The organism is Paenibacillus sp. J31R30 (assembly GCF_059692115.1).
Map to the genome: position 1 here is coordinate 204877 of NZ_JCAUAV010000007.1, position 20791 is coordinate 225667.

12 protein-coding genes are annotated in these 20791 nt (G+C 46.7%); 11 read left to right on the forward strand and 1 reads right to left on the reverse strand.

Translation table 11 applies throughout. The features are described from left to right. Window positions 1–212: 212 nt before the first annotated feature. The 11 genes from AC58QO_RS22725 to AC58QO_RS22775 all read left to right on the forward strand — a co-directional run bounded on the left by AC58QO_RS22725 (window position 213) and on the right by AC58QO_RS22775 (window position 20046). Window positions 213–1175 (forward strand): ABC transporter permease, encoded by a 963-nt coding sequence (locus tag AC58QO_RS22725; RefSeq protein ID WP_497269504.1) that lies wholly within the window; start codon window positions 213–215, stop codon window positions 1173–1175. Between the two features lie 15 nt (window positions 1176–1190). Continuing rightward, window positions 1191–2072 (forward strand): carbohydrate ABC transporter permease, encoded by an 882-nt coding sequence (locus AC58QO_RS22730; RefSeq protein WP_497269506.1) that lies wholly within the window; start codon window positions 1191–1193, stop codon window positions 2070–2072. Between the two features lie 134 nt (window positions 2073–2206). Then, a complete protein-coding gene (locus AC58QO_RS22735; protein WP_497269508.1) occupies window positions 2207–3775 on the forward strand; it encodes an extracellular solute-binding protein in 1569 nt (522 codons plus the stop codon). 109 nt (window positions 3776–3884) lie between these two features. Beyond that, entirely contained in the window at window positions 3885–10175 is a 6291-nt protein-coding gene (locus AC58QO_RS22740) for a fibronectin type III domain-containing protein (protein ID WP_497269623.1), read from the forward strand. A 177-nt stretch (window positions 10176–10352) separates the two neighbouring features. Then, window positions 10353–12143: a cache domain-containing sensor histidine kinase gene (locus AC58QO_RS22745; RefSeq protein ID WP_497269510.1), complete on the forward strand. Its 1791-nt coding sequence runs from the start codon at window positions 10353–10355 to the stop codon at window positions 12141–12143. A gap of 18 nt (window positions 12144–12161) precedes the next feature. After that, window positions 12162–13250, forward strand: coding sequence for a response regulator transcription factor (locus AC58QO_RS22750; RefSeq protein ID WP_497269512.1), 1089 nt, complete (start codon window positions 12162–12164; stop codon window positions 13248–13250). A 132-nt stretch (window positions 13251–13382) separates the two neighbouring features. Beyond that, window positions 13383–14723 (forward strand): glycoside hydrolase, encoded by a 1341-nt coding sequence (locus AC58QO_RS22755; protein WP_497269514.1) that lies wholly within the window; start codon window positions 13383–13385, stop codon window positions 14721–14723. Between the two features lie 138 nt (window positions 14724–14861). Next, a complete protein-coding gene (locus AC58QO_RS22760; protein WP_497269516.1) occupies window positions 14862–15098 on the forward strand; it encodes a hypothetical protein in 237 nt (78 codons plus the stop codon). Between the two features lie 776 nt (window positions 15099–15874). After that, window positions 15875–16588: an ABC transporter ATP-binding protein gene (locus AC58QO_RS22765; protein ID WP_497269518.1), complete on the forward strand. Its 714-nt coding sequence runs from the start codon at window positions 15875–15877 to the stop codon at window positions 16586–16588. A gap of 17 nt (window positions 16589–16605) precedes the next feature. Further along, the gene (locus tag AC58QO_RS22770) at window positions 16606–17826 is read left to right on the forward strand and encodes an ABC transporter permease (protein WP_497269520.1); all 1221 of its coding nucleotides are present in this window, start codon (window positions 16606–16608) and stop codon (window positions 17824–17826) included. A 183-nt stretch (window positions 17827–18009) separates the two neighbouring features. After that, complete coding sequence (locus AC58QO_RS22775; RefSeq protein ID WP_497269522.1) at window positions 18010–20046, forward strand: Na+/H+ antiporter; 2037 nt, start codon at window positions 18010–18012, stop codon at window positions 20044–20046. A 72-nt stretch (window positions 20047–20118) separates the two neighbouring features. Here AC58QO_RS22775 and AC58QO_RS22780 read toward each other — a convergent pair whose 3' ends face one another. Beyond that, window positions 20119–20775, reverse strand: a complete 657-nt coding sequence (locus tag AC58QO_RS22780) for a DUF2306 domain-containing protein (protein ID WP_497269524.1) — start codon at window positions 20773–20775, stop codon at window positions 20119–20121. Window positions 20776–20791: the final 16 nt, after the last annotated feature.

The window sequence follows — 20791 nt, forward strand, 5'->3', positions numbered from 1 at the left end:
CCTTCAAGTCAATCACCTCTCGCGAAAATGAAGCTTGGTCTTGTAGATACCACAGAAATCAATGCAAGTTTTTATGTCCTCCTCTGCATCCCCCCCTCACCCCACAAAAAGACTTTTACTACAGTAAATCGACATCCGCCCTCATTGTTGGTCACACGTCCTGAAACCTATAATTAACACAGAAGACAAATAGATAGTGTAGGTGAGAGCATATGAAATCCGCTACTGTGAATGAACAGGTTGTCCAGCGGTCAACCGACGCAACAAAGAAAAAGGGTTGGTGGAAATACGTCCTCAAGCATCGTGCGTTTTATATCATGCTGATTCCCGGGCTGCTCTATTTCCTCGTGTTTAAGTATTTGCCATTAATGGCGAGCTTCATCGCTTTTCAGGATTACAACATTTTCAAAGGCTTCACAGGCAGTGAATGGGTCGGGTTCAAATGGTTCCATCAACTGTTCACGTACGACAAGTTCGGACGATTGCTCCGAAATACGCTGTTGATCAGCTTATATCAAATTGTGTTCGCGTTCCCGCTGCCGATCTTACTGGCGATCATGCTTAATGAAGTGCGAACGATGGCCTTCAAGCGAATCACCCAAACGGTGCTGTATTTACCTCACTTTTTATCATGGACGATTGTGTTCGGGCTTACGTATATGTTGCTGTCGCCGACACAGGGACTAGTCAATCACGTCATTTCCTCCTTCGGTGGTGAAACCGTCGCCTATCTCCAGAAACCGGAATACTTCCGCTCCATCATTATTTTTTCGGGGATTTGGAAGGAAATGGGCTGGAACGCCATCATTTTCATCGCTGCGCTTGCGGGCATTAGTCCCTCCTTATATGAGGCAGCGAGGATGGACGGAGCGAACCGTTGGAAGCAGTTTTTACATATCTCGATACCAGGCTTGCTGCCGGCCATTATGATCCTTTTGATGCTAAAAATGGGACACATCATGGACTCGGGCTTCGAGCAAATCTATCAGTTTCTAAATCCGGCCACGTTTGAGACGGGGGATGTATTGGATACTTACACCTATCGAGCGGGCATTCTGCAAGGTCAGTACAGCATAACGACAGCCATCGGATTGTTCAAATCGGTTATTGGTTTTATTTTACTCGTCATTGCGAACCGTGTGAGTAAATGGACAACCGGTGAAGGGCTATATTAAAGGGGCGATACGACGATGAAAATTAGACGAACACCAGGTGAAATCGCTTTTGATACAGCGAATGCACTTCTCTTACTGATATTTTGCGCTGCAGTTGCCATCCCATTGATGAATGTCATTGCCGGCTCACTCAGCTCCAATGAAGCCATTATCCATTCCGAGGTATCGCTTTGGCCTGTAGGCTTTAATCTGCACAATTATGATTTTGTCATCCGAAATGCGGTGTTTTGGAGGTCGTTTGGGGTCACGATTCAGATCGTTTTGATAGGAACCGCGATCAACATGGTTCTTACGATTCTTACCTCCTATCCGCTATCCAAAGGGTGGCTAGGCGGCCGCAAGGCGATTCTACTTTTCATCATTTTCACGATGATTTTTCAGGCTCCGATGGTACCGATGTACATCCTTGTCAAAAGCCTAGGCTTGTTAAATAGTATCTGGTCACTCATTATTCCAGGTGCACTCAGCGCGTTCAATATGATGCTTTGCATCACCTTCATGAGGTCGATTCCGGAGGAGCTTTTTGAAGCAGCTCGGGTGGATGGCATGTCCGAATACAGCATCGTATGGCGCATTGTGGCTCCATTATCCATGCCGATTAATGTAACGCTGATATTATTCTACGCTGTGGGGCATTGGAACAACTATTTGGGACCTCTCTTGTACATCACCGATCGCGAACTGCAGCCTTTGCAATTGTATCTGTATAAGCTTATTTCACAATTCGATATGGATTCTGCCGGAGGTCAATCGATCTTGGAGCTTTCCACGGCAGTAACCCCACAAGGGTTGCAGATGGCGACGATTGTCATTGCCACGCTTCCAATTATTATCGTGTATCCGTTTTTGCAAAAGCATTTCATCAAAGGTGCGCTATTGGGTTCGGTTAAGGAATAAGGTTAGGCGAGAATTAGCCGGGACTTGACTCGATGAAGGAGGTGGTGCGACGCATTCAACGCATTCCAGAAATGTCCAGATGAATATGAGAAACGAACTAAACTATAATTAAGAAACTAGGGAGGGTCTAATCGATGAAAGTGAATATGAAACAAATGGTTACGCTTGTATGTATGGTATGTCTTGCGGGTGCAACAGTTGCCTGCTCCTCAGATAAGAGCTCTACATCAACAACGACACAACCTTCCGTAACACCTGCTGCAAGTCAGAGCACAACGCCGGCTGCACCAGAGAAAATTAGCTTATTCGTCTCCAATAACGCACAACAGATTCCAGCAGGTAAGTCCATGGATCTGGCGACTGTTAAATATTTGGCACAAAAAACAAATACAGATCTTAACATCACCTTCCTACCGCATGAAAACTACATGGATCAGCTGAAATTGAAGTTCGCTTCCGGCGATATTCCTAACGTTCACATGGTGTGGGGTATTGAGACCTCTGATCTGGTTATCAACGGTTTGGCCATGGATTTGAAGCCATTAATCGATAAATACGGTCCGAATTTGAAGAAAAACATCCCGCAATCCGCTTGGGACGCTGTTACACTGAATGGCAAGATCCTCGCCATTCCGCAATTGGCGCAAGGAAATGCACCGGCTGAGCGAGTTATTTATGTTCGTAAGGATTGGATGGATAAGCTAGGAATTAAGGAGCCAAAAACATCTACAGAGTTCCTAGATATGCTGCGCGCTTTCCGCGATAAAGATCCGAACGGAAACGGCAAGAAGGATGAAATTCCATTTGCTTCCCGTGAGAAATTTGAATGGGCGGATAACATTTTCGGGATGTATGGGGTGAATTTGGACTCCAACAGTCTCTACAATAATGAAGTTATGCCTGGCTATGTGAATCCGAATATGAAAAAAGCGTTGGGTATGCTCAACACGATGTATAAAGAGAAGTTAATTGATACGGAATTCCTGACAAACACTCGGGCGATTTGGGATCAAAAAATCAAGTCCGACCTCGTTGGTTCTTGGAACCACGTTGTATTCGGTGCTTGGGATCCTTGGCAAAAGGAACTTAGCAAATTGCTTCCTGATAAAAAGCCTAACGTACTCGGTATTCCGACACCAAGAGGTGAGGGTTACGATGGGAAATTGGGGCGCGTTGAGAAACCAGTATTGAAAACGTTTGTCGTTCACAAAGATACGAAAAACCCAGAAGCGGTTGTGAAAATGTTCGATTGGCTCGTTTCGGAAGAAGGGCAATTATTCACGGAGCTTGGCATTGAAGGGCAATCTTTCACCAAAGAAGGCACTACACTTAAGTACAATGCGGACAAAGATCCTGATTTGAAATGGCGTTCCGCTGTGTTCCAAATGCATGGCTTCCATGAGCAAGCTCAGAAGGTATTGATCAATAACGATGAAGCTTACAACAAGCTGATTCAAACGATTGAAACGTCCCGCAAAGAAGGTATTCCGAATCCAACTGCAGGTATGCCGCCTTCCGAAACGTTGACGAAGAACGCAGATCTTGGTTATAAAGGTTCCTTCCAAGAGGCAGCTGCCAAAATCATTCTCGGCGAGAAGCCACTGGACTACTTTGATGAGTATGTAGCGAACTGGAAGAAACAAGGTGGAGACAAAGCGATTAAGGAATTGACGGACTGGTATAACGCAAATCGTAAGAAGTAAGTAGTCGCATGACAATGACACATGCCCATCTGAAGCCAGTATGACACTCGCTCAGGTGGGTCCTCTTTTAATGATGTAGTATTTGAAAGAAGGAAGGATGAGATAGGTGATGATGAGAATGGGGAAAATGGGAAGAATACTCTCTCTCCTGTTAATCGGCGCGATGCTGGTTGTACCGTTCCAACCAAAGATTTCCCTGGCGCAGGCACTGACGGAAGAGGAACTGGGGGCATTGTCTGGAAGTGAAGTTCTGATTTCTGATATTAAAAAGCAGGGAGCTGCGCTCAATCCAGAGGCTCCGGCGTATGGTTCATTTCAATCGGCGACCGTTGCGGGGCAAGCTTTTACAGAAGCTTTGCGTTTTACGACGAATGTACAGCCGGCAAGTACCTATCTGTTACAATATGTGCTGCCGATTGAAGCGCGTATAGAAAAAGATGATGTTATTTTAGCTACATTCTTTGCGAGAACGTTGAGCTCGACTGTGGAAACAGCTGAAGGTACAGTAGCTTTAGTTATGGAAAAAAGAGGCACATTTGAGAAGTCGATTACGGAGACATTGACAGTGCCGACACAGTGGAAGAAATTCCTGGTGCCAATTAAAGCTGCACTATTGATGGAGGCGGATACACCACAAATAGCTTTTCGTCTTGGCTACAAGCCACAGGTAATTGAAATTGCCGATCTTAAAGTCGTAAATTACAAGAAAGCGGTTACATTTGAGAATCTGCCAAGCACACCAGTTACTTATGAAGGCATGGAAGATGATGCAGCTTGGCGTGCAGCTGCGAATAATCGCATTGAGCAAATTCGTAAAGGCGATTTAACTGTTGAAGTCAAAGATGCAGATGGCCATCCGATCCAAGATGCAGATGTGCATGTTAAGATGACGAATCATGACTTCAAGTTTGGTACGGCCGTTAATAGCAACTTCATTTTTGGAACCGATCAGAATTCAGAAACGTACCGCACGAAGCTGAAGGAAAATTTTAATTCTGTCGTCATGGAAAATGATATGAAATGGCCTTTCTGGGAAGCGGATAAAAGTAAAACAGTTAAGCTGTATAACTGGTTAGGCGAAAATAACTTCGACATTCGGGGACATGCGTTGCTGTGGGAGGGTTCCCCTCGATTGCCAGCTGATATTCCTGGTCTCCTGAGCAGTAAGACTACATTGGAAAAAAGGATTCAAGATCACTTTCACGAGCTTGCCGGCTTCTTCCGGGGAAGATTGTATGATTGGGATGTGTTGAATGAGCCTGTTCTGAACACCATGATTCGCAGCACGTATGATGACCCAGGTGCTGTTATGGCGAATTGGTTCAAATTAGCCAAAGAGGCGGATTCCACAGCCAAATTATATGTAAACGAAACGCAGATTCTAGGTATGGATGCACCTGTCATCCAGAATTTTTCGACTATTTTACAATCCATGAAGGATCATGGAGCACCGATTGATGGGATCGGAATACAAGCCCACTTTGGTAGTACGCCGGTTAGTCCAATGGCTTTTTATAATCAGCTCACACATTTCACGCAATATGCACCTGAAATCGCTATTACCGAATTTGATATGAATTCACCAAGGGCAGATATTCAAGGGGTGTTTACAAGGGATATCCTATTGGCTTCTTTTAGCCATCCGAATGTGGAATCATTCACCATGTGGGGCTTCTGGGATGGTGCACATTGGCAGAATAATGCACCGCTTTTCCGATCAGACTGGACATTAAAGCCTTCAGGCGAGCAATGGCGTAAGCTAATCTACGAAACCTGGTGGACAGATGTTCCTGGGAAAACAGATGAAGCTGGTCAATTCGAAACACGCGGATTTTATGGGGATTACGACATCACGGTAACACGGAACGGTACAAGCCAAACAGTTAAGGCATCTTTGCTGAAAGGTGAAGAGAACAAAGTGTCAGTTGTTTGGGGGGCACCGTCGCAGGGGGCGGCAACACCTAGCTTCGTACCGCTGCCGCTTCCAACGCAAACAGCCGAAATCACGGCGCCGGTATGGCCTTACGGTAGTACATTCGGTGTCGCAGAGGCATCACCGACTTCGGTGACGTTCAACTGGCCAGCGGCACATGATAATCAACAGGTGGAAAGTTATTTGATTTATAAGGATGGCAGCCTGCTAACACAAACAACAGCAAATGTATCGAGCTATGATGTTACGGGATTAACGCCAGGTCAGTCCTATGCGCTTCATGTTGTAGCTGTGGACCAAGCAGGTAATCGCTCGCTTCCAAGTCCGGATATTCAGGCGATTGCAGCCTCGGGTTCGGATCAGACACGGCCAGGCTGGACGAAAGGCTCGGTCCTTACGGTGTCGGATTTAAACCAAACAGGAGCTGCGCTTTCTTGGCCTATAGGTGTGGATAATGATGGAGCCGCTGGCTATCGGATTTATGTGAACGGGCAAATCGCAGGTGATACCGTTAACCCAAGTTACTCGTTAACTGGTTTGACTGAGAACAGTCAATATACCGTTCGCGTTGAGGCGAAAGATGCTGAGGGGAATCTGTCCGCAGGAGGGCCTATTGTTACTTTCAGAACACTTGGAGTGGAAGACACAACGCCTCCAGCTTGGGCTTCTCCAGCTCTTCTCAACACAACAGAAATAACTGCAACGAGCGTGAAGGTAAACTGGGGCACTGCGCAGGATGCGCGCGGTGTGACGGCTTATCGTGTGTTTCAAGGCAATCAGGAGCTGGTGACTTTGCCTGCTTCCACGAAAGAGTTCAGAGTCGAAGGTCTGTCTCCTAATACAACGTACACCTTTAAGGTTGAGGCGGGAGATGGCAGCAATAATTGGTCACAGACAGGTCCTATAGGCACGATAAAAACCAGCATAGGCGTGGATGCTTCTGCACCGCAATGGCCATCTGCAAGAATGCTGACCTATAGCGAATTAACTGATCGATCGGTCACCTTAAACTGGACGCCAGCCCAAGATAACATCGGTGTATCCGATTATCGTGTGTATCGCAACAACACGGTTATTGCCAATGTATATGGGAATGTGCAGAACTATGTGGCAACGGATCTAGCTGCAGGACAGCCCTACACGTTCCGTGTCGAGGCCCGTGATGCCACAGGGAATTGGACAACAAATGGACCAGTCGTTAACATAATCACTTTTTCGGGAGTTGTTAGATCACAACAATTGCTGTATCCGAGCGACGATGCTTTCATCCAAGCACCGCCAGTAGGAACCCCGAGTGGGCCGGGTACAACAATGAATGGCGACTCTCTTAGATACAAGAATGCGGCTGGTGTGACGCCAAGTGATTTAAATAAAAATACAGGTAATAATCGGAGAGCCTATCTGAAATTCCCGCTAAATACAATTACGGGTAATGTCTATGAGGCCACGGTGAGTCTCTATGTGTACTATGCAGATTCCAAGGGGATTGATATGTCTTTATATCAAACCGGTGATTTGTATGTGAACAGCAGCAGTCCTTGGAATGAAACCGGCATTAACTGGCAGAACAAACCTGCTGAGATAGCAAAGATCGGCAGTAAGACGATTGATATTATCACGGGTTCCTGGTATAAGTTCACGGTCACCAATCAGGTTACTACGGAGCTTAATGGTGATAAAGTAATCTCATTCAAGCTTACGGATGATACGTGGTTAGATAAGAATCTTGATATGTACTCCAAGGACGCAACAGGCGCAAAAGCGATTTATAAGCCTTATTTATCTGTCGGCACTGAGCAATTGCCAGTGGATGTCACTCCACCTGCATGGACCAACGGTACGCTAACTAAGTCTGATATTCAACCGAATACAGTAACCCTAAGTTGGTCGAGTGCACAGGATGACAGGGGAATTAATGGCTATACCGTTTATCAAAATGGTTCTGCTATAGCTACGGTTGCTTCCGATGTCTACAGTTATAACGTAACGGGTCTGACCCCATCGACAGCGTATACGTTCAAGGTGGAAGCTCGAGATGCTGGTTTAGTATCAGCGAATGGACCAACAGTTAGTGTTACAACGCCTGCTGCGGATATCCTTGCACCTGTATGGTCGCCGACTGCAGCGTTAACAGCGCAGGATTTAGCTCGCTTTGGCGTAACCTTGCAGTGGCCAGCAGCTACTGACCAGTATGGTATAGCAGCTTATGACATTTATAACGGGAATTTGGTTGTAGGCTCTGTCTATGGCGATGTGCATACCTATCGTGTAACAGGTCTTACAGCAGGAATGGATTACGACTTCCATGTGAGTGCGCGAGATGCATCAGGAAATAGAGCTACAGGGCCTGCGGTTCATGTAAAGACACATGAGCCTGATAGGATTCCACCTACATGGAATCCAGACAGCCACCTGTACCATGTGAGTGTAAGCGCATCAGGTCTCATGTTGAATTGGCCTGATGCGGTAGATGATTCAGGTGTGGTCAGCTACCGTATTGAGCAGAACGATTCGGCAGTCATTGAAGTAACGAGTGATATTAACAGCTATTGGATCAATGGTTTACAGGCAGCAACCTTTTATTTATTTAAAGTTCGAGCGGTGGATGAAGCTGGGAATGTCTCCGAGCCACTACAAGGGTACGATGGCACGTTGATGGCTGATACCATTACCCCGCAGTGGCCAACCGGCTCGCGCATAACTTCCACAAGAGACGGCGATCAAATCACGCTAGAATGGGATGCAGCCGTGGACAATGTGGGGATTATGCAGTATAACATTTATCGCAACGGCGGGTTTGCGGCATCCATTGCCGGAGCAACGAGTATTGTGCTGCATGAAACCGAGGCAGCCGTCTACAAAGTTGAAGCGCAGGACTTCCTAGGTAACGCGACAGTGTTCGGACCGAGCACGGATGATCCAGAAATCCCGGTTCCAAGTGATATAACAGCGCCTGGATGGCCAGCTGGAAGCGCATTGACACAAGGAACAGTGACAATGAATTCCGTTCAACTCTCATGGAGCCAAGCGATTGACCGCGTGGGTGTAACTCAATATAAGCTGCTGATGAATGGAAACGTCATTGCAACAACGCCAAGCACCACTTGGCAGGTGACAGGATTGACCGCTGATACCGCTTATGGCTTTAAGGTTGAAGCGGCAGATGAAGCGAACAACTGGTCAAGCGATGGTCCAAGCTTACAGGTCAGAACGCAAGCTGTTCCTGCTCCAACTGTGCCATCTACAGGGACGCAACCAGCGCCTGCTAAGCCAACGATTACTGTTAGCAACGGGGAAGCACAGATTACCTTCCCATCAGCAAGCGTAACGACTCAAGCGGGGAAAGTAACCGCAACGGTTGATAAGGCAACATTGGAAGAAGCGTTCAAAAAGACGGATGCGCAAGCAGGCGGTGGAGCAAATCAACCTGTCACCTTGCAATTACCGGTAGTCGCAGGCGCAAATGGCTATGCAATTGAATTGCCAACGGAGTACCTGATCCAGCATGCATCCACACAGGGGCTGATCATTTCCACACAACTTGGCACGATTGTTTTACCTAGCAACATGTTTGCTAATAACTCAGCAGCAGCCGGACAGCCTACTCTTACGATCAATATTTCGATCGACAAGCTGCCAACGCAAACCGATCTGAAAGGCAAAACAGGCGTCGTCGTTGATCTGCAATTCACAGCATCTGGACAGCCATTGAAATTCGAGAATAAGGATGCTTCTGTTTCAGTCAGCATTCCGTATGTGCTATCAGCCGAAGAGAAAGCTCATCCCGAGCTGCTGAATGTCTGGTACGTGAACGCCAAGGGCGAAGCTCAATTAGTACCAACAGGCAGCTACGATGCTTTAACTGGCAGCATTCAGTTCAGCACGAATCATTTCAGTATGTACGCTGTTTCCTACAACAAGCCAGCGTTCCAGGATCTCGCTTCCACAACGTGGGCACAGAAATCTATTGAAACGCTTGCTGCTAAAGGTATTATTCAAGGGGTTAGTGCTCAAGTGTTCAATCCGACGGCGTCCATCACACGAGCAGACTTCACGAAGTTGCTGGTCGAAACCTTTGGTCTACAAGCGACGGCCGAGACGCATTTCGAGGACGTACAGAAGGGTGCCTATTATGAGCGAGCCGTTGGCATCGCGAATAAGCTGGGTATCGTCAATGGCATAGACGATCATCACTTCGATCCACTTGCCTCCATCAAGCGCCAAGATATGTTCGTCATGATTACGAGAGCTTTGGCGCAAGTCAACAAATCATTACCTAAAGCGAATAATTCAAAGCAATTCACGGACGGAGCCGACATCGCTTCTTATGCAGTCGAGGCGATTCATGCTCTTGCCCAGCAGGGCTTCGTTGAAGGCAATGCCGGCAAAGTGAATCCGCTGGGCAATACGACCAGAGCTGAAACTGCCGTTATGTTGGACAGATTATTCCAATTTATCTACCAATAATATGCAATACTCCAACCGTGCCTGAACAGGGCGCGGTTTTTGTCGTATTTTAAATAAAAAAGTACGATCCCTGCAGTAAATAAAACGCTTACCTCATTGCTCTAAGCCGAAAATGGGCATATTATTTATATACCACACTTTAAACACATCATCGCTGTTCATAGGAGGAAGATCAATTTGTACACCTATATGGTCAAAAGCTTGAAGCGATCACTGAAATGGAGGTTGATCTCCATCATTGTGACGATTTTAATTTTTACCGTGTCTACAATTGGTATCTCCAGCTATATCCAGACGACAAGCTCGGTTCGAAAAGATATCGATCATCTCAGTATGCAGGTACTGAAGCAGGCGAACATGAACTTAAACCGGTATTACTCGGAATACGAGTTGGCCTTCCTCATGTTAAGTAACAGCCTAGAAGTACGGGATTGGATGCGTGTTTCATCACCTACCGTTTCATCTGAGCTCATTCGAACGTACGAAAGAATCAAGGATAATTACTTGAATCGTTTATTTTTGCAATATCCGGAGGTCTTATCGGTCACCTTATATAATCCGAGCGGGTATGAGCAGCACTTCGTTAATACATTCGCCCTACCTTTAAAATATACGATCAAAAATGAACCCTATTTCGCCCAAAGCGGCAATTATGAGAAGGTCAAATTTATTACGGGCATTTCCGAGAATTATATCGATGCGACCAATCAGAAAATGAAGATCCCTGTTTTGACCCTTTTTAAGCAGCTGAGCAACGGTTATCTCAAAATCGATATCTCACTGAAACCGTCGCAGAGTGTGATGTCTCAAATCAATATTGCGAACTCAGGCGTTGCTGTCGTTATGGATCAGACGGGAACGATTATTCATCATTCCCATTCCCAAGAGGTCATGGGGCATATGGATGACCATATTGTGCAAGCGGTGAAGGAGCAACAAGAGGGATCTGTTTTCGACAAGACGGGGAAAGAACTCATTATTTTCCAAACCATTCAGATGACCGGCTGGAAGATTATTTCCATTCTCCCTTATCAAGAAATAGCCCAAAGTATTAATTACACGCGCAACGTCACAATAATAATTGCTATTTCTGCCCTTATTATCTCGGTATTGCTCACTTATTTTGCAGCCTCTTCCATCACGAGACGGATTCTAGGCCTGCGTAAAATGATGAAAGCGATGCAGTTGACGAGCTCCTTCCATTTGCGGGCTGAGGTGGAGGGGGTTGATGAGGTCGCTGATTTAAGTATCTCTTTTAATAATCTGCTCGGTCACTTGGAGCAATCCATTCATGATCACGCGGAGACGCGCGTTTTGCAGCATCGGGCTGTGATTTCGGCGCTTCAATCGCAAATTAATTCGCATTTTTTATATAACACGCTCGAAACGATTAATTCCATGGCTGTCATTTCCAAGCAATCGCACATTGGTCATGTTGCTGTGAACCTCTCCAATATGCTGCGATACACGTCGGATTTCAAAAATATGCAGGTCCTCCTCAAAGAGGAGATCAAGCACTTGGAAAATTATTTGACCATTATGAAGGTCAGATTTAAAGATGAAGTGACGTATAGCATCGAGGTACCTGAGGAGCTTTTACAAGCGGTTTGCACGAAAGCACTCCTGCAGCCCTTAGTGGAAAACAGTATCAAACACGGCAGGGAAACGACCGGAGAATCCGTACATATTCGTGTCAGCGGGGAAGTGGTGGAGGGAGAGAAGCTGCTTCTGACGGTTGCTGATAATGGTCCTGGCTTCTCGGCGGAGACATTAGTCAGATTGAAGCAGGAACAAGCGGATTCACACGCCCATCAGTATCGGCACAATCAAGTCGGTCTATCGAATCTGATCTACCGTTTGCATATGTTTTATGCGGGGGAAGCTAAGATTACCTTCTTGAATGATCCCGTTTCTGGCGGGGCGGTTGTTGAAGTCTTATTGCCATTACAAGATCAGCTGGATAAATAGAAAGGGGACCGCAAACTGATGAATCGACTAATGATCGTAGATGATGAGGATTTGATTCGTGAGAGCTTGGCTATCCAAGTGTCTGACATGGAAGGGCTCACGGTATCGGCGACGCTTCCCAATGGCAGAAAGGCACTAGATTGGCTTAAGGATCATTATGCGGATATTTGCATGACAGATGTTCGGATGCCCCTGGTTGACGGCTTGCAATTAATGAAAGAGATCAACGAGCTCTATCCGTGGATGATCTGTATTGTGATTTCAAGCTATGATGATTTCCAGTATGCCAAAAAGAGTATAGAACTAGGCGCAGTTGATTATGTGCTGAAGCCGATGGATAGCGTCCTCTTGCAAGAGGCCGTGCAAAAGGCCTGCAACAGAGTTCGCAGCTCTCGCCGCAATGAAGCGAATCAACTTCTGCTGCATAAGCTGCCTGTGTATAAACCTATGATGGACCGCTGGTTGGAGATGGTATTGTCTGTTTATTTGCACGGTCAGCCGCTGCTCATCGTAGATACATTAGCGATGTTGGAAGTGTGGGTCGAGGGCCGTTATGAAATTCTAAACGAGCTGTCTATGGCATGGACTTCGTTAGTTATTGAAGAACTAAAGAAACAGGACATCCACGTGAACTACGAGGAAGGGGAGGACTTCGAGCTTGGGGAACAGTGCTTGAGGCACTCGGACGTACGGCAATATTTTCGTTTATGTGCGGTAAGACGGCTGGAGCAAGCAGCGAATATCCTAATGGACCGCGCGCGAAAGGCGAAGAACCTGCAGAAGGAAAGCGTTGTCGATCAAGTCAAACGGTATATCGAGGTGCATTACGCCGAAAGCTGGGGCCTGCAGGAGTTAGCGGACCACGTAGCGATGAGCCGTTCGTATTTAGCGAAGCTTTTTAAAGAGCAGGCAGGGATGACGATCTGGACCTATTGCGTCAACGTTAGAATGCGTAAAGCAAGAGATTTACTGCTCACTTCCTCTTTGAAAAGCTACGAAATTGCCCTGCAGGTGGGGTATGAGAACAGCATTCACTTCTCGCGTATTTTCAAACAGTACCACGGCTTGAACCCCATGGAATATAAGGATCGGTTTGGAGGTAATTAGGGCACAGTGCAGGCATTTTCGTCGCATTCGTGCAGTAAATAACCTTTTTACCTCAGTGTTTTGGAAGCGGTTTCAGATTATCTTAGAGGGAGGTCAGAACTGGCCAATTTGAGAAAATGAGGTGCATGCAGAATGATTTCAGGTAGAAAGAAGGTTTATGGTGTAATTGGATTGGCCATTTCCATGTTGGTGAGCGTAGCTCCCCCTGCTTTGGCAGCAAGTACGGTGACTCTGTATAAGGACACTACGTACCAGACCATTTGGGGATTTGGCGCCGCAGCCAATCATCCTGTTAATGAGTTGAAGACGAATTACAACGCAGCCACACAAGGACAAATTCTGGATAAACTGTTCCGTACGGATGCCTCGAATGCCGGATTATCGATCGTCAGGATGGAGATTAACCCGTATACGGCTGCGCAGGATGCTGTGCAAACGACGTTCATGCCTTCCTCTGGTGTCGTGGATTGGAACACGGATCTGCATCAACGATGGTTTGCGCAAGAGGCTGAGAATCGCGGGATGAATCAGTTCTATGCGGTGCCTTGGAGTCCTCCAGGCTGGATGAAAACGAACGGCTCGCCTAACAATGGCGGGCATCTGAGTACCTCGCAGTATGATAATTTCGCCAACTATATGAAGACCTATGTGAATCAATATCGGAATGTGTTTGGATTTAATATTAAATGGGTCAGTGTGCAAAATGAACCGGATCTAGCTACGCCTTATGCTTCGGCGCAATATACGACGAGTGAGTTAGATCAAGTATCTGCGAAGGTGGCCGATGCGGTTCACAGCTTGAATCAAGGCGTATTGGTTGGCGCGCCAGAGGGTTCTAATCGAACCGCTTCGAACAACTATATGACCAATTTCAGTACAGCCACGCGGGATAAACTGGATTTTGTCTCGGTGCATGATTACAGCACCTATGTCGATGTGAATCATTTCGGAAAGCCGTTGATCGCGACCGAGGTTAGCAATTTCCAAACCGCCAACGATCCGAGCATCACAGATGGCTTGAAGTGGGCGAATATGATTGCGGCCGATTTGAAGCGAGGCGAGCGGGGCTGGCTGTACTGGTGGGCGGTGAATCCTGCTGCCAGCACATCAGGTGAAGGGCTCATCAATTTAGGCGCGAATAATGCGTTCACCGTGAATAAAAGGCTGTATGTGATGGGCCAATTCAGCCGCTACCTGCGGCCGGATGATACCCGTATCCTGGCATCTTCGAGCGACAGCAACCTCGTTGCGATCGGGGGCAAGAATGGGACGGGGCGCGCCGCCGTTGTGCTGATTAATAATAGTACATCGGCGATTACGACGACGATTAGCGGTCTGACGATGGCTAACGTTTCAGGAAGACGTACCAGCGCCACCGAGGATCTGGCTAAATTAACGGACATCGCGGTGACTGGCGGGGCCATTACCGTAACGCTGCCCGGCAAGTCCGTGACGAGCTATGTGGAGTACTAAGTTGTCAGCGATTAGAAGGGCAGGCAGACAGATCAGACAGCTCAGGCAGATCAGACAGATCAGGCAGGTTTAACCGCTGCTAGATCTGGGTATCCTTTTACTAGAATGATAGATTCTAGTGAGAGGTGGCGTTGAAAGATGACAACGGAAGCGTCTAACGTATTTAAACCAGTCATTCCTAGCAAAATAGCGGAATCCATTGAGCGCTTGCGTGGTGAAGGTTGGGCCGACGATGATTTCTTTAATTTCTCGCGCTATGATGAAGAATCTGCGGAGGCTCGGCTGTTATATCACTTTTTTCGGAACAATCGCGTGACCTTTGCGGCTGCGGTCATTAACAGCTACAGTGTTCAAGAGATGCAGAAGCAAATGTGAATAGAGGAGATCCTTATCCAGCATTGGCTGGGTGAGGATCTTTTTTGCAGTCGACCAAACCGACTAACTCATAAGCAGAAGTGTCCCTGGGTCTGGAATTAGTCGATGAAACCGACTAACTTACGTAAAAGAAAGGGAATTCGTACACGATTCTGGATAGCTCTATTTGGAAGATGCCCCCAGCTTTTAAGAGCAATAAACTACAACTCCTTGACTACAAGACGTATCTGCATTACGATCCCATCTCCATTTTGGGACAAAGACGATCTGATCGCGGAGATGTTGGTTAAGAAGTAATCTCAAACTATTACGTCACTTTAATTGACATTAAACATAGGGTTTCAGTGTTTTTATCCTTAACTATTTATTTCGTGTCAACATACTTGACGCTATATTAAACTAGAAGTATACTCTAATTAACCGCACAACGTTGTGCAACAAATACTTAAGGCAATGGCGCCTATCCTACACGGATAGGCGTTTTCTGTCTTTTTGGAAGGGTGAATACGATGATGAAACGATTACAGGACCTTGTTTTGTTTATCCAATGTCTGCCTGTCGCCTTGAGATGGTATTGAGAGTTTCATGTTAGGTTTCGACGCTCTCTGGATGAGGAGTATATAATAGCCAATCTCTAACACGGTCACTTTTACGGAGTGATCGCGTTAGAGTTTTTTTTCTTTTTTATCTAACCTTCATACTTTGGGCAAACTTTCATGATACGATGTTGGCAAAGTGCGTGTGATGCACGATCAGGATGGAAGGGAAGTCACAGAATGTCAGATGGACAATTAGCCGTATTAGATGTACATATTGAACAGGCCGGTTACGATGAGGTGCCGGATATTATTAAGGGAATTCATTTTACAGTGAGACAAGGCGAACTAGTGGGGCTATTAGGTCCGAACGGCGCTGGCAAAAGTACGACAATCAAGAGCATCCTCGGTCTACTGAAGGATTTTAAAGGCAAAATCTCCTTCATGGGTGAAAGCAAAAGCTACGCCTATATTCCCGAGCACCCCATTCTATATGATGAATTGACGTTGTGGGAGCATATGGAATTCGCCGCATCGGTCTATGAATTGGACCGCACGGTGTTCCTGGAGAGAGCAGATGATCTCTTGCATCGCTTCCGTCTGCTGGATGAGAAGCATCAATTGCCTGGGAAATTTTCCAAAGGGATGCAGCAGAAGATTATGCTTATTCTCGGCTTTTTGAATAAACCTGATGTGTACATCGTGGACGAGCCCTTCATTGGCCTAGATCCGAAGGCGATCAAGGATTTCTTGGGGATGCTGGAAGAGGAACGCAAGCGCGGTGCAGGCATCTTGATGAGTACCCACGTGTTAGATACAGCGGAGCGGATTTGCAGTTCATTTGTGCTGCTTTCGGGTGGCAGATTGGTAGCGAACGGAACACTGCAAGACATCCAACAACAATGCGACATGCCGGATGCCACCTTGTTTGACTGCTTCCATTCCTTATTATGAGAGGGGGCGACAGCGGTTTGAACAGCAGCTTTCAGGTTTTTGCGCGTAGAGTTCGCTCGGACATACACTTCCAGATTCGTGCGTTACGTATGGCTGTAGATTGGGTTATTGCGATTTATTTTGTCATTCCCCTGCTGATCGTGGCGGGTTATCACTATTATGCTTGGTATATGACACCGCCTGCGTGGTTAAGCGGGATTTCAATTCATACGGTGGCTACACTTTTCTACATTTTCACATGGATGGGTACGCTGCGCTACTTTGTTGAAGAGGGGGATCAGCTGTTTCTCCGGCAAAATGAAAGCTGGTTCCGTCATCTCATGCATCTCGGGTATCGATATTCGGTGGTTCTGCAAGGGACTACTACGTTGCTTCTCACATTTCTTTTCCTGCCATTAGTCGTGTCTGTTTATTCGTATAGCGTCACGCAGGTCCTGTGTTTCTGGTTGCTGACTTATGTGGTGAAGCTGAACATTGGCCTAGTTCGCCAGTTGCTAGCACTTCGATTCCAGAGATTCCTGCTCTGGGTGCTGCGGATTGTGGTGTTTGCGGGCGGGTTCATCCTATTCCAACTGTTAGTCACAGAAATCGCGGATCAAGCTTTCATTAGCTGGGCTGCAGTAGGGCTAGGCTTGCTTACATTTATCCCCTTAACCCGGACGCGGCTGCGTGAAAAGGGTGCCTTCTTCGCGGATATCGCGAGAGAGCGAGATGCGCGGATGCGTATTGTCTCCTTGATGTTAATTCGTGTGATGGAGCGTAAAAGAAAACCGACTCGCAGATACCCGCTTTTATTCAGCAGATCGCGGCGGTTGATCAAAGGCAAAGGAGCCGGCAATGGGATCGCTGAGCTGTTAGTGAAATCCTATTTCCGTAATGGTCTACAATGGCGGCAATCGATTCAATTTGTTATCGTCATCAGCGCAGCATTGTTTATTTTGCCAGGTTCGATTAAAATTCTCGTCTGGATTCTTGCGGCAGTCCTGCTGGTTTTTTGGCGCAAATCGTTCTGCAAGGACGAACTAACGACACCGTTCCTGTCGCTATTTCCGATCCAAGATCCGATGAAACACCAAGCGCTTCAGACCGCTATTCCGATCTTAGTTCTACCAGCTCTCATGGTCATTAGTCTTGTTGCGGGGATCTCGATGTTCACCTGGTGGGGACCGATTGTGATGATCGGAGCCGCGGTTCCGCTGGCGTATGGAACTTCATCGGTGTTTACAAGCTGGTACTGAATGCAGCAAGATTAGGTCGTTAGTAAGGTTAGCCAATGCAAGTTGGCTAGCCTTTTTCTTTTTTTATATAGCGGTGCCTGGGGGTGTCCTGGCGATGAAGCATAGCGGAATAGATCGTCAAGTTTAAGCGGATGCTAGCAAATAATTCCCATTTAAAGGTATTGAAAGCGAGGCCGAACGCCATTGGAACTTCTATTGCCCTTATTAATTGTAGCGGCCGTAATCGTAGCATCAACATTACTTCATAAGCGCTATCCCCAAATCCCTCTGCCCTTTTATTTAATTGGACTAGGGGCTGTTGTATCTTGGGTGCCGTTCATCCCGACAGACTTCAAATTTGAACCAGAGGCCTTCATGGTTTGCCTAATTGCGCCTATCCTTTTCGGAGATGGAAGGGTGATATCGCGCAAAGAATTATGGGAATACCGCAAGCCTATCCTTCTCATGGCGATCGGGCTTGTTGTCTTTACGGTAGTTGGTATCGGATATGTCATCCACTATCTCATTCCGTCCATGCCGCTTCCAGTCGCTTTTGGTTTGGCTGCAGCTTTGTCTCCCACGGATGCGGTTGCTGTTAAATCCATGACACGAGGCCGGACGTTTCCCATGGGCTTAATGTCGATCTTGGAGGGGGAGTCGCTGTTAAATGATGCGGCAGGTCTGGTTTCTTTTCAAGTTGCGTTGGGTGTCGTGATGACAGGCGTATTCTCTGCGAAATCAGCTGCATTGGAATTCCTGCTCGTGGCTCTAGGCGGCTGTATCGTTGGGCTTGTTGGTGGTGCTGTATTGGTAAATTTCAGGATTTTTCTACGAAAGAGAGGCTTGGAAGAAGTCCATTCACTTGTCACGATTCAACTGTTAACGCCATTTGTCATCTATCTTGCCGCGGAGGAACTCCACGTTTCCGGTATTTTGGCCGTTGTTGCCGCGGGCATCGTGCATGGGTTAGAACGCGATCGATTGCAGCAAACCACAACGAAACTGCACATCATCTCGACGAATACGTGGTCGATGCTAAGTTTTATCCTGAATGGTCTCGTATTTGCCCTGCTCGGACTATTGCTTCCAGAAGTTATAAGGGGCTTGCTTCATAGTGGTGAGGCTTCGTTCTTCAAAGCATTTGGTTTGGCACTCGCGATATACGCTGCGCTAAGTACAGCGCGGTATTTATGGGTATATTTCTTGCATAACGACTTTCTGCCAGTCAGCCAAGCGAACCCTAACATCGCAATGAATACGACCCGCAAGGGGTATGCTCTCGCCGTTAGCTTGTGTGGTGTCCACGGTACGATCACCTTGGCAACAGCCTTATCCATTCCATTCGAATTATCGAATGGAACGCCATTCCCATTGCGAAACACGATCTTGTTTATTTCGGCCAGCGTCATCTTGATCAGCATGTTGGCTGCAGCTGTAGCCATGCCATTCATAGGAAAGTCAGTTGTAGCCGAAGGTGATCAAGCTCAAGCAACGATGACAATGAAGGAAGCGAGTATTCATTTGGCCAAGAAGACGATTCATGCGCTCAAAACGGAAATGGATACGGCTAGTTTCGACGCTACCCTTGCAGTCTCGCAACAACTAGAAGAACAAATTCGAATTGAGTCCTATGGCTCTGTCAAGCTATCTGGCCCCTACATTCGCGAGTTGCAGCAAATCGGAAGAGAAGCAGAATCCTCGAAGCTCTGTGAACTTATCGATCAAGGTGTAATTTCTCCTCAGCTGCAGTCGGTTTTTACCCTGCTGCATCAACCGCATTCGGAATCTTTTTTTCTAGCGAGGCTCCAGTACCTCTGGACTAAATTCAAGTTGAACCTGCTTAACCGTAGAATCAAACAACATCGTAAGGAGGGGATCTCCGAGAAATTCAGATCCATTACAGAGATGTTTGAAGAGCTTAAAACCATCGAAACACAATTACAACAAGCAGCGGTCAAGGCCATTAGCAAGCAAAAGTCAAAGAAGCATAAGCTAGAAAACCTGCTTGTCATTCAGCATTATTCGCGCATGTTGAAACGGGAGAAGATTAACGGAAACGAGTGCTCGGAAGAAGACTTCCTAAACCAGCTAAGAATTGTCCAAATGCGAAGTGTACAGATAAGAAGGGATGGCGTTCAAGAACTGGAAGAAACGGAGCAGATATCTACGGGAACTGTGTATGAATTGTTGCAAGCGATCAATTATGAAGAGATGCTAATTTTGGACAATAGCGGGGAATAAGCGGGGCTAAGCAAAATAGTAAATAAAGGGCTGTCCAGCTCGTCAGTAGATGAGTCGGAACAGCCCTTTTGGCTATTTTCGAGGTCGCAGTAAATACCACTCCACAACTAACAAATTAAGCAGCAAACCAATCCAAACGTTGATGTTCAGAATCTCTGCAACCATCTGCTCCCTGCCGCCTTCGGGAAGTTTGAATCCATGCATAGCTAGATAAAATAAAATAAAAATCGGAACGATCACTCTGGAAGTGGTTGCGACTAAGGTGACCGCATAGCTGCGAATCATCCAGCTTCGATGCTGTGGGAGTTTCCCTTTGACTGCGTAGCGGAAGCCTTTCCATGTCGTGATTAGCCACAATAGACTTAGCGCCAGGAAAGCCATGGCTTTCGTAAAGTTTTCCGCATAGAAGGATAAGACGAGGCCGAAGAGGCCACTGATCATAACGCTGATCACATATACGCGCCCTAAAACCCGATGCCAAGCTGGATAGCTGGCACGAAAACGAGCATGAAACTGAAATAAGCCGCTGACCAGCGCAATCAATGCAAGCGCAATATGAAGCGTGAGCACCGTGTAGTGCATTGGAAAACGGAGATCGAGTGTAACTCGGCTATTTGCAGGATTTAAAGTGATATAAGGGAATATCGCTGCGATGGCTACGCCAATAATTATGATGATTGAGAAGATACCTAGCTTTTTACTCATTTGTGCCCCCGTTTTATTACTCACTCCTCTCCTAGTATAA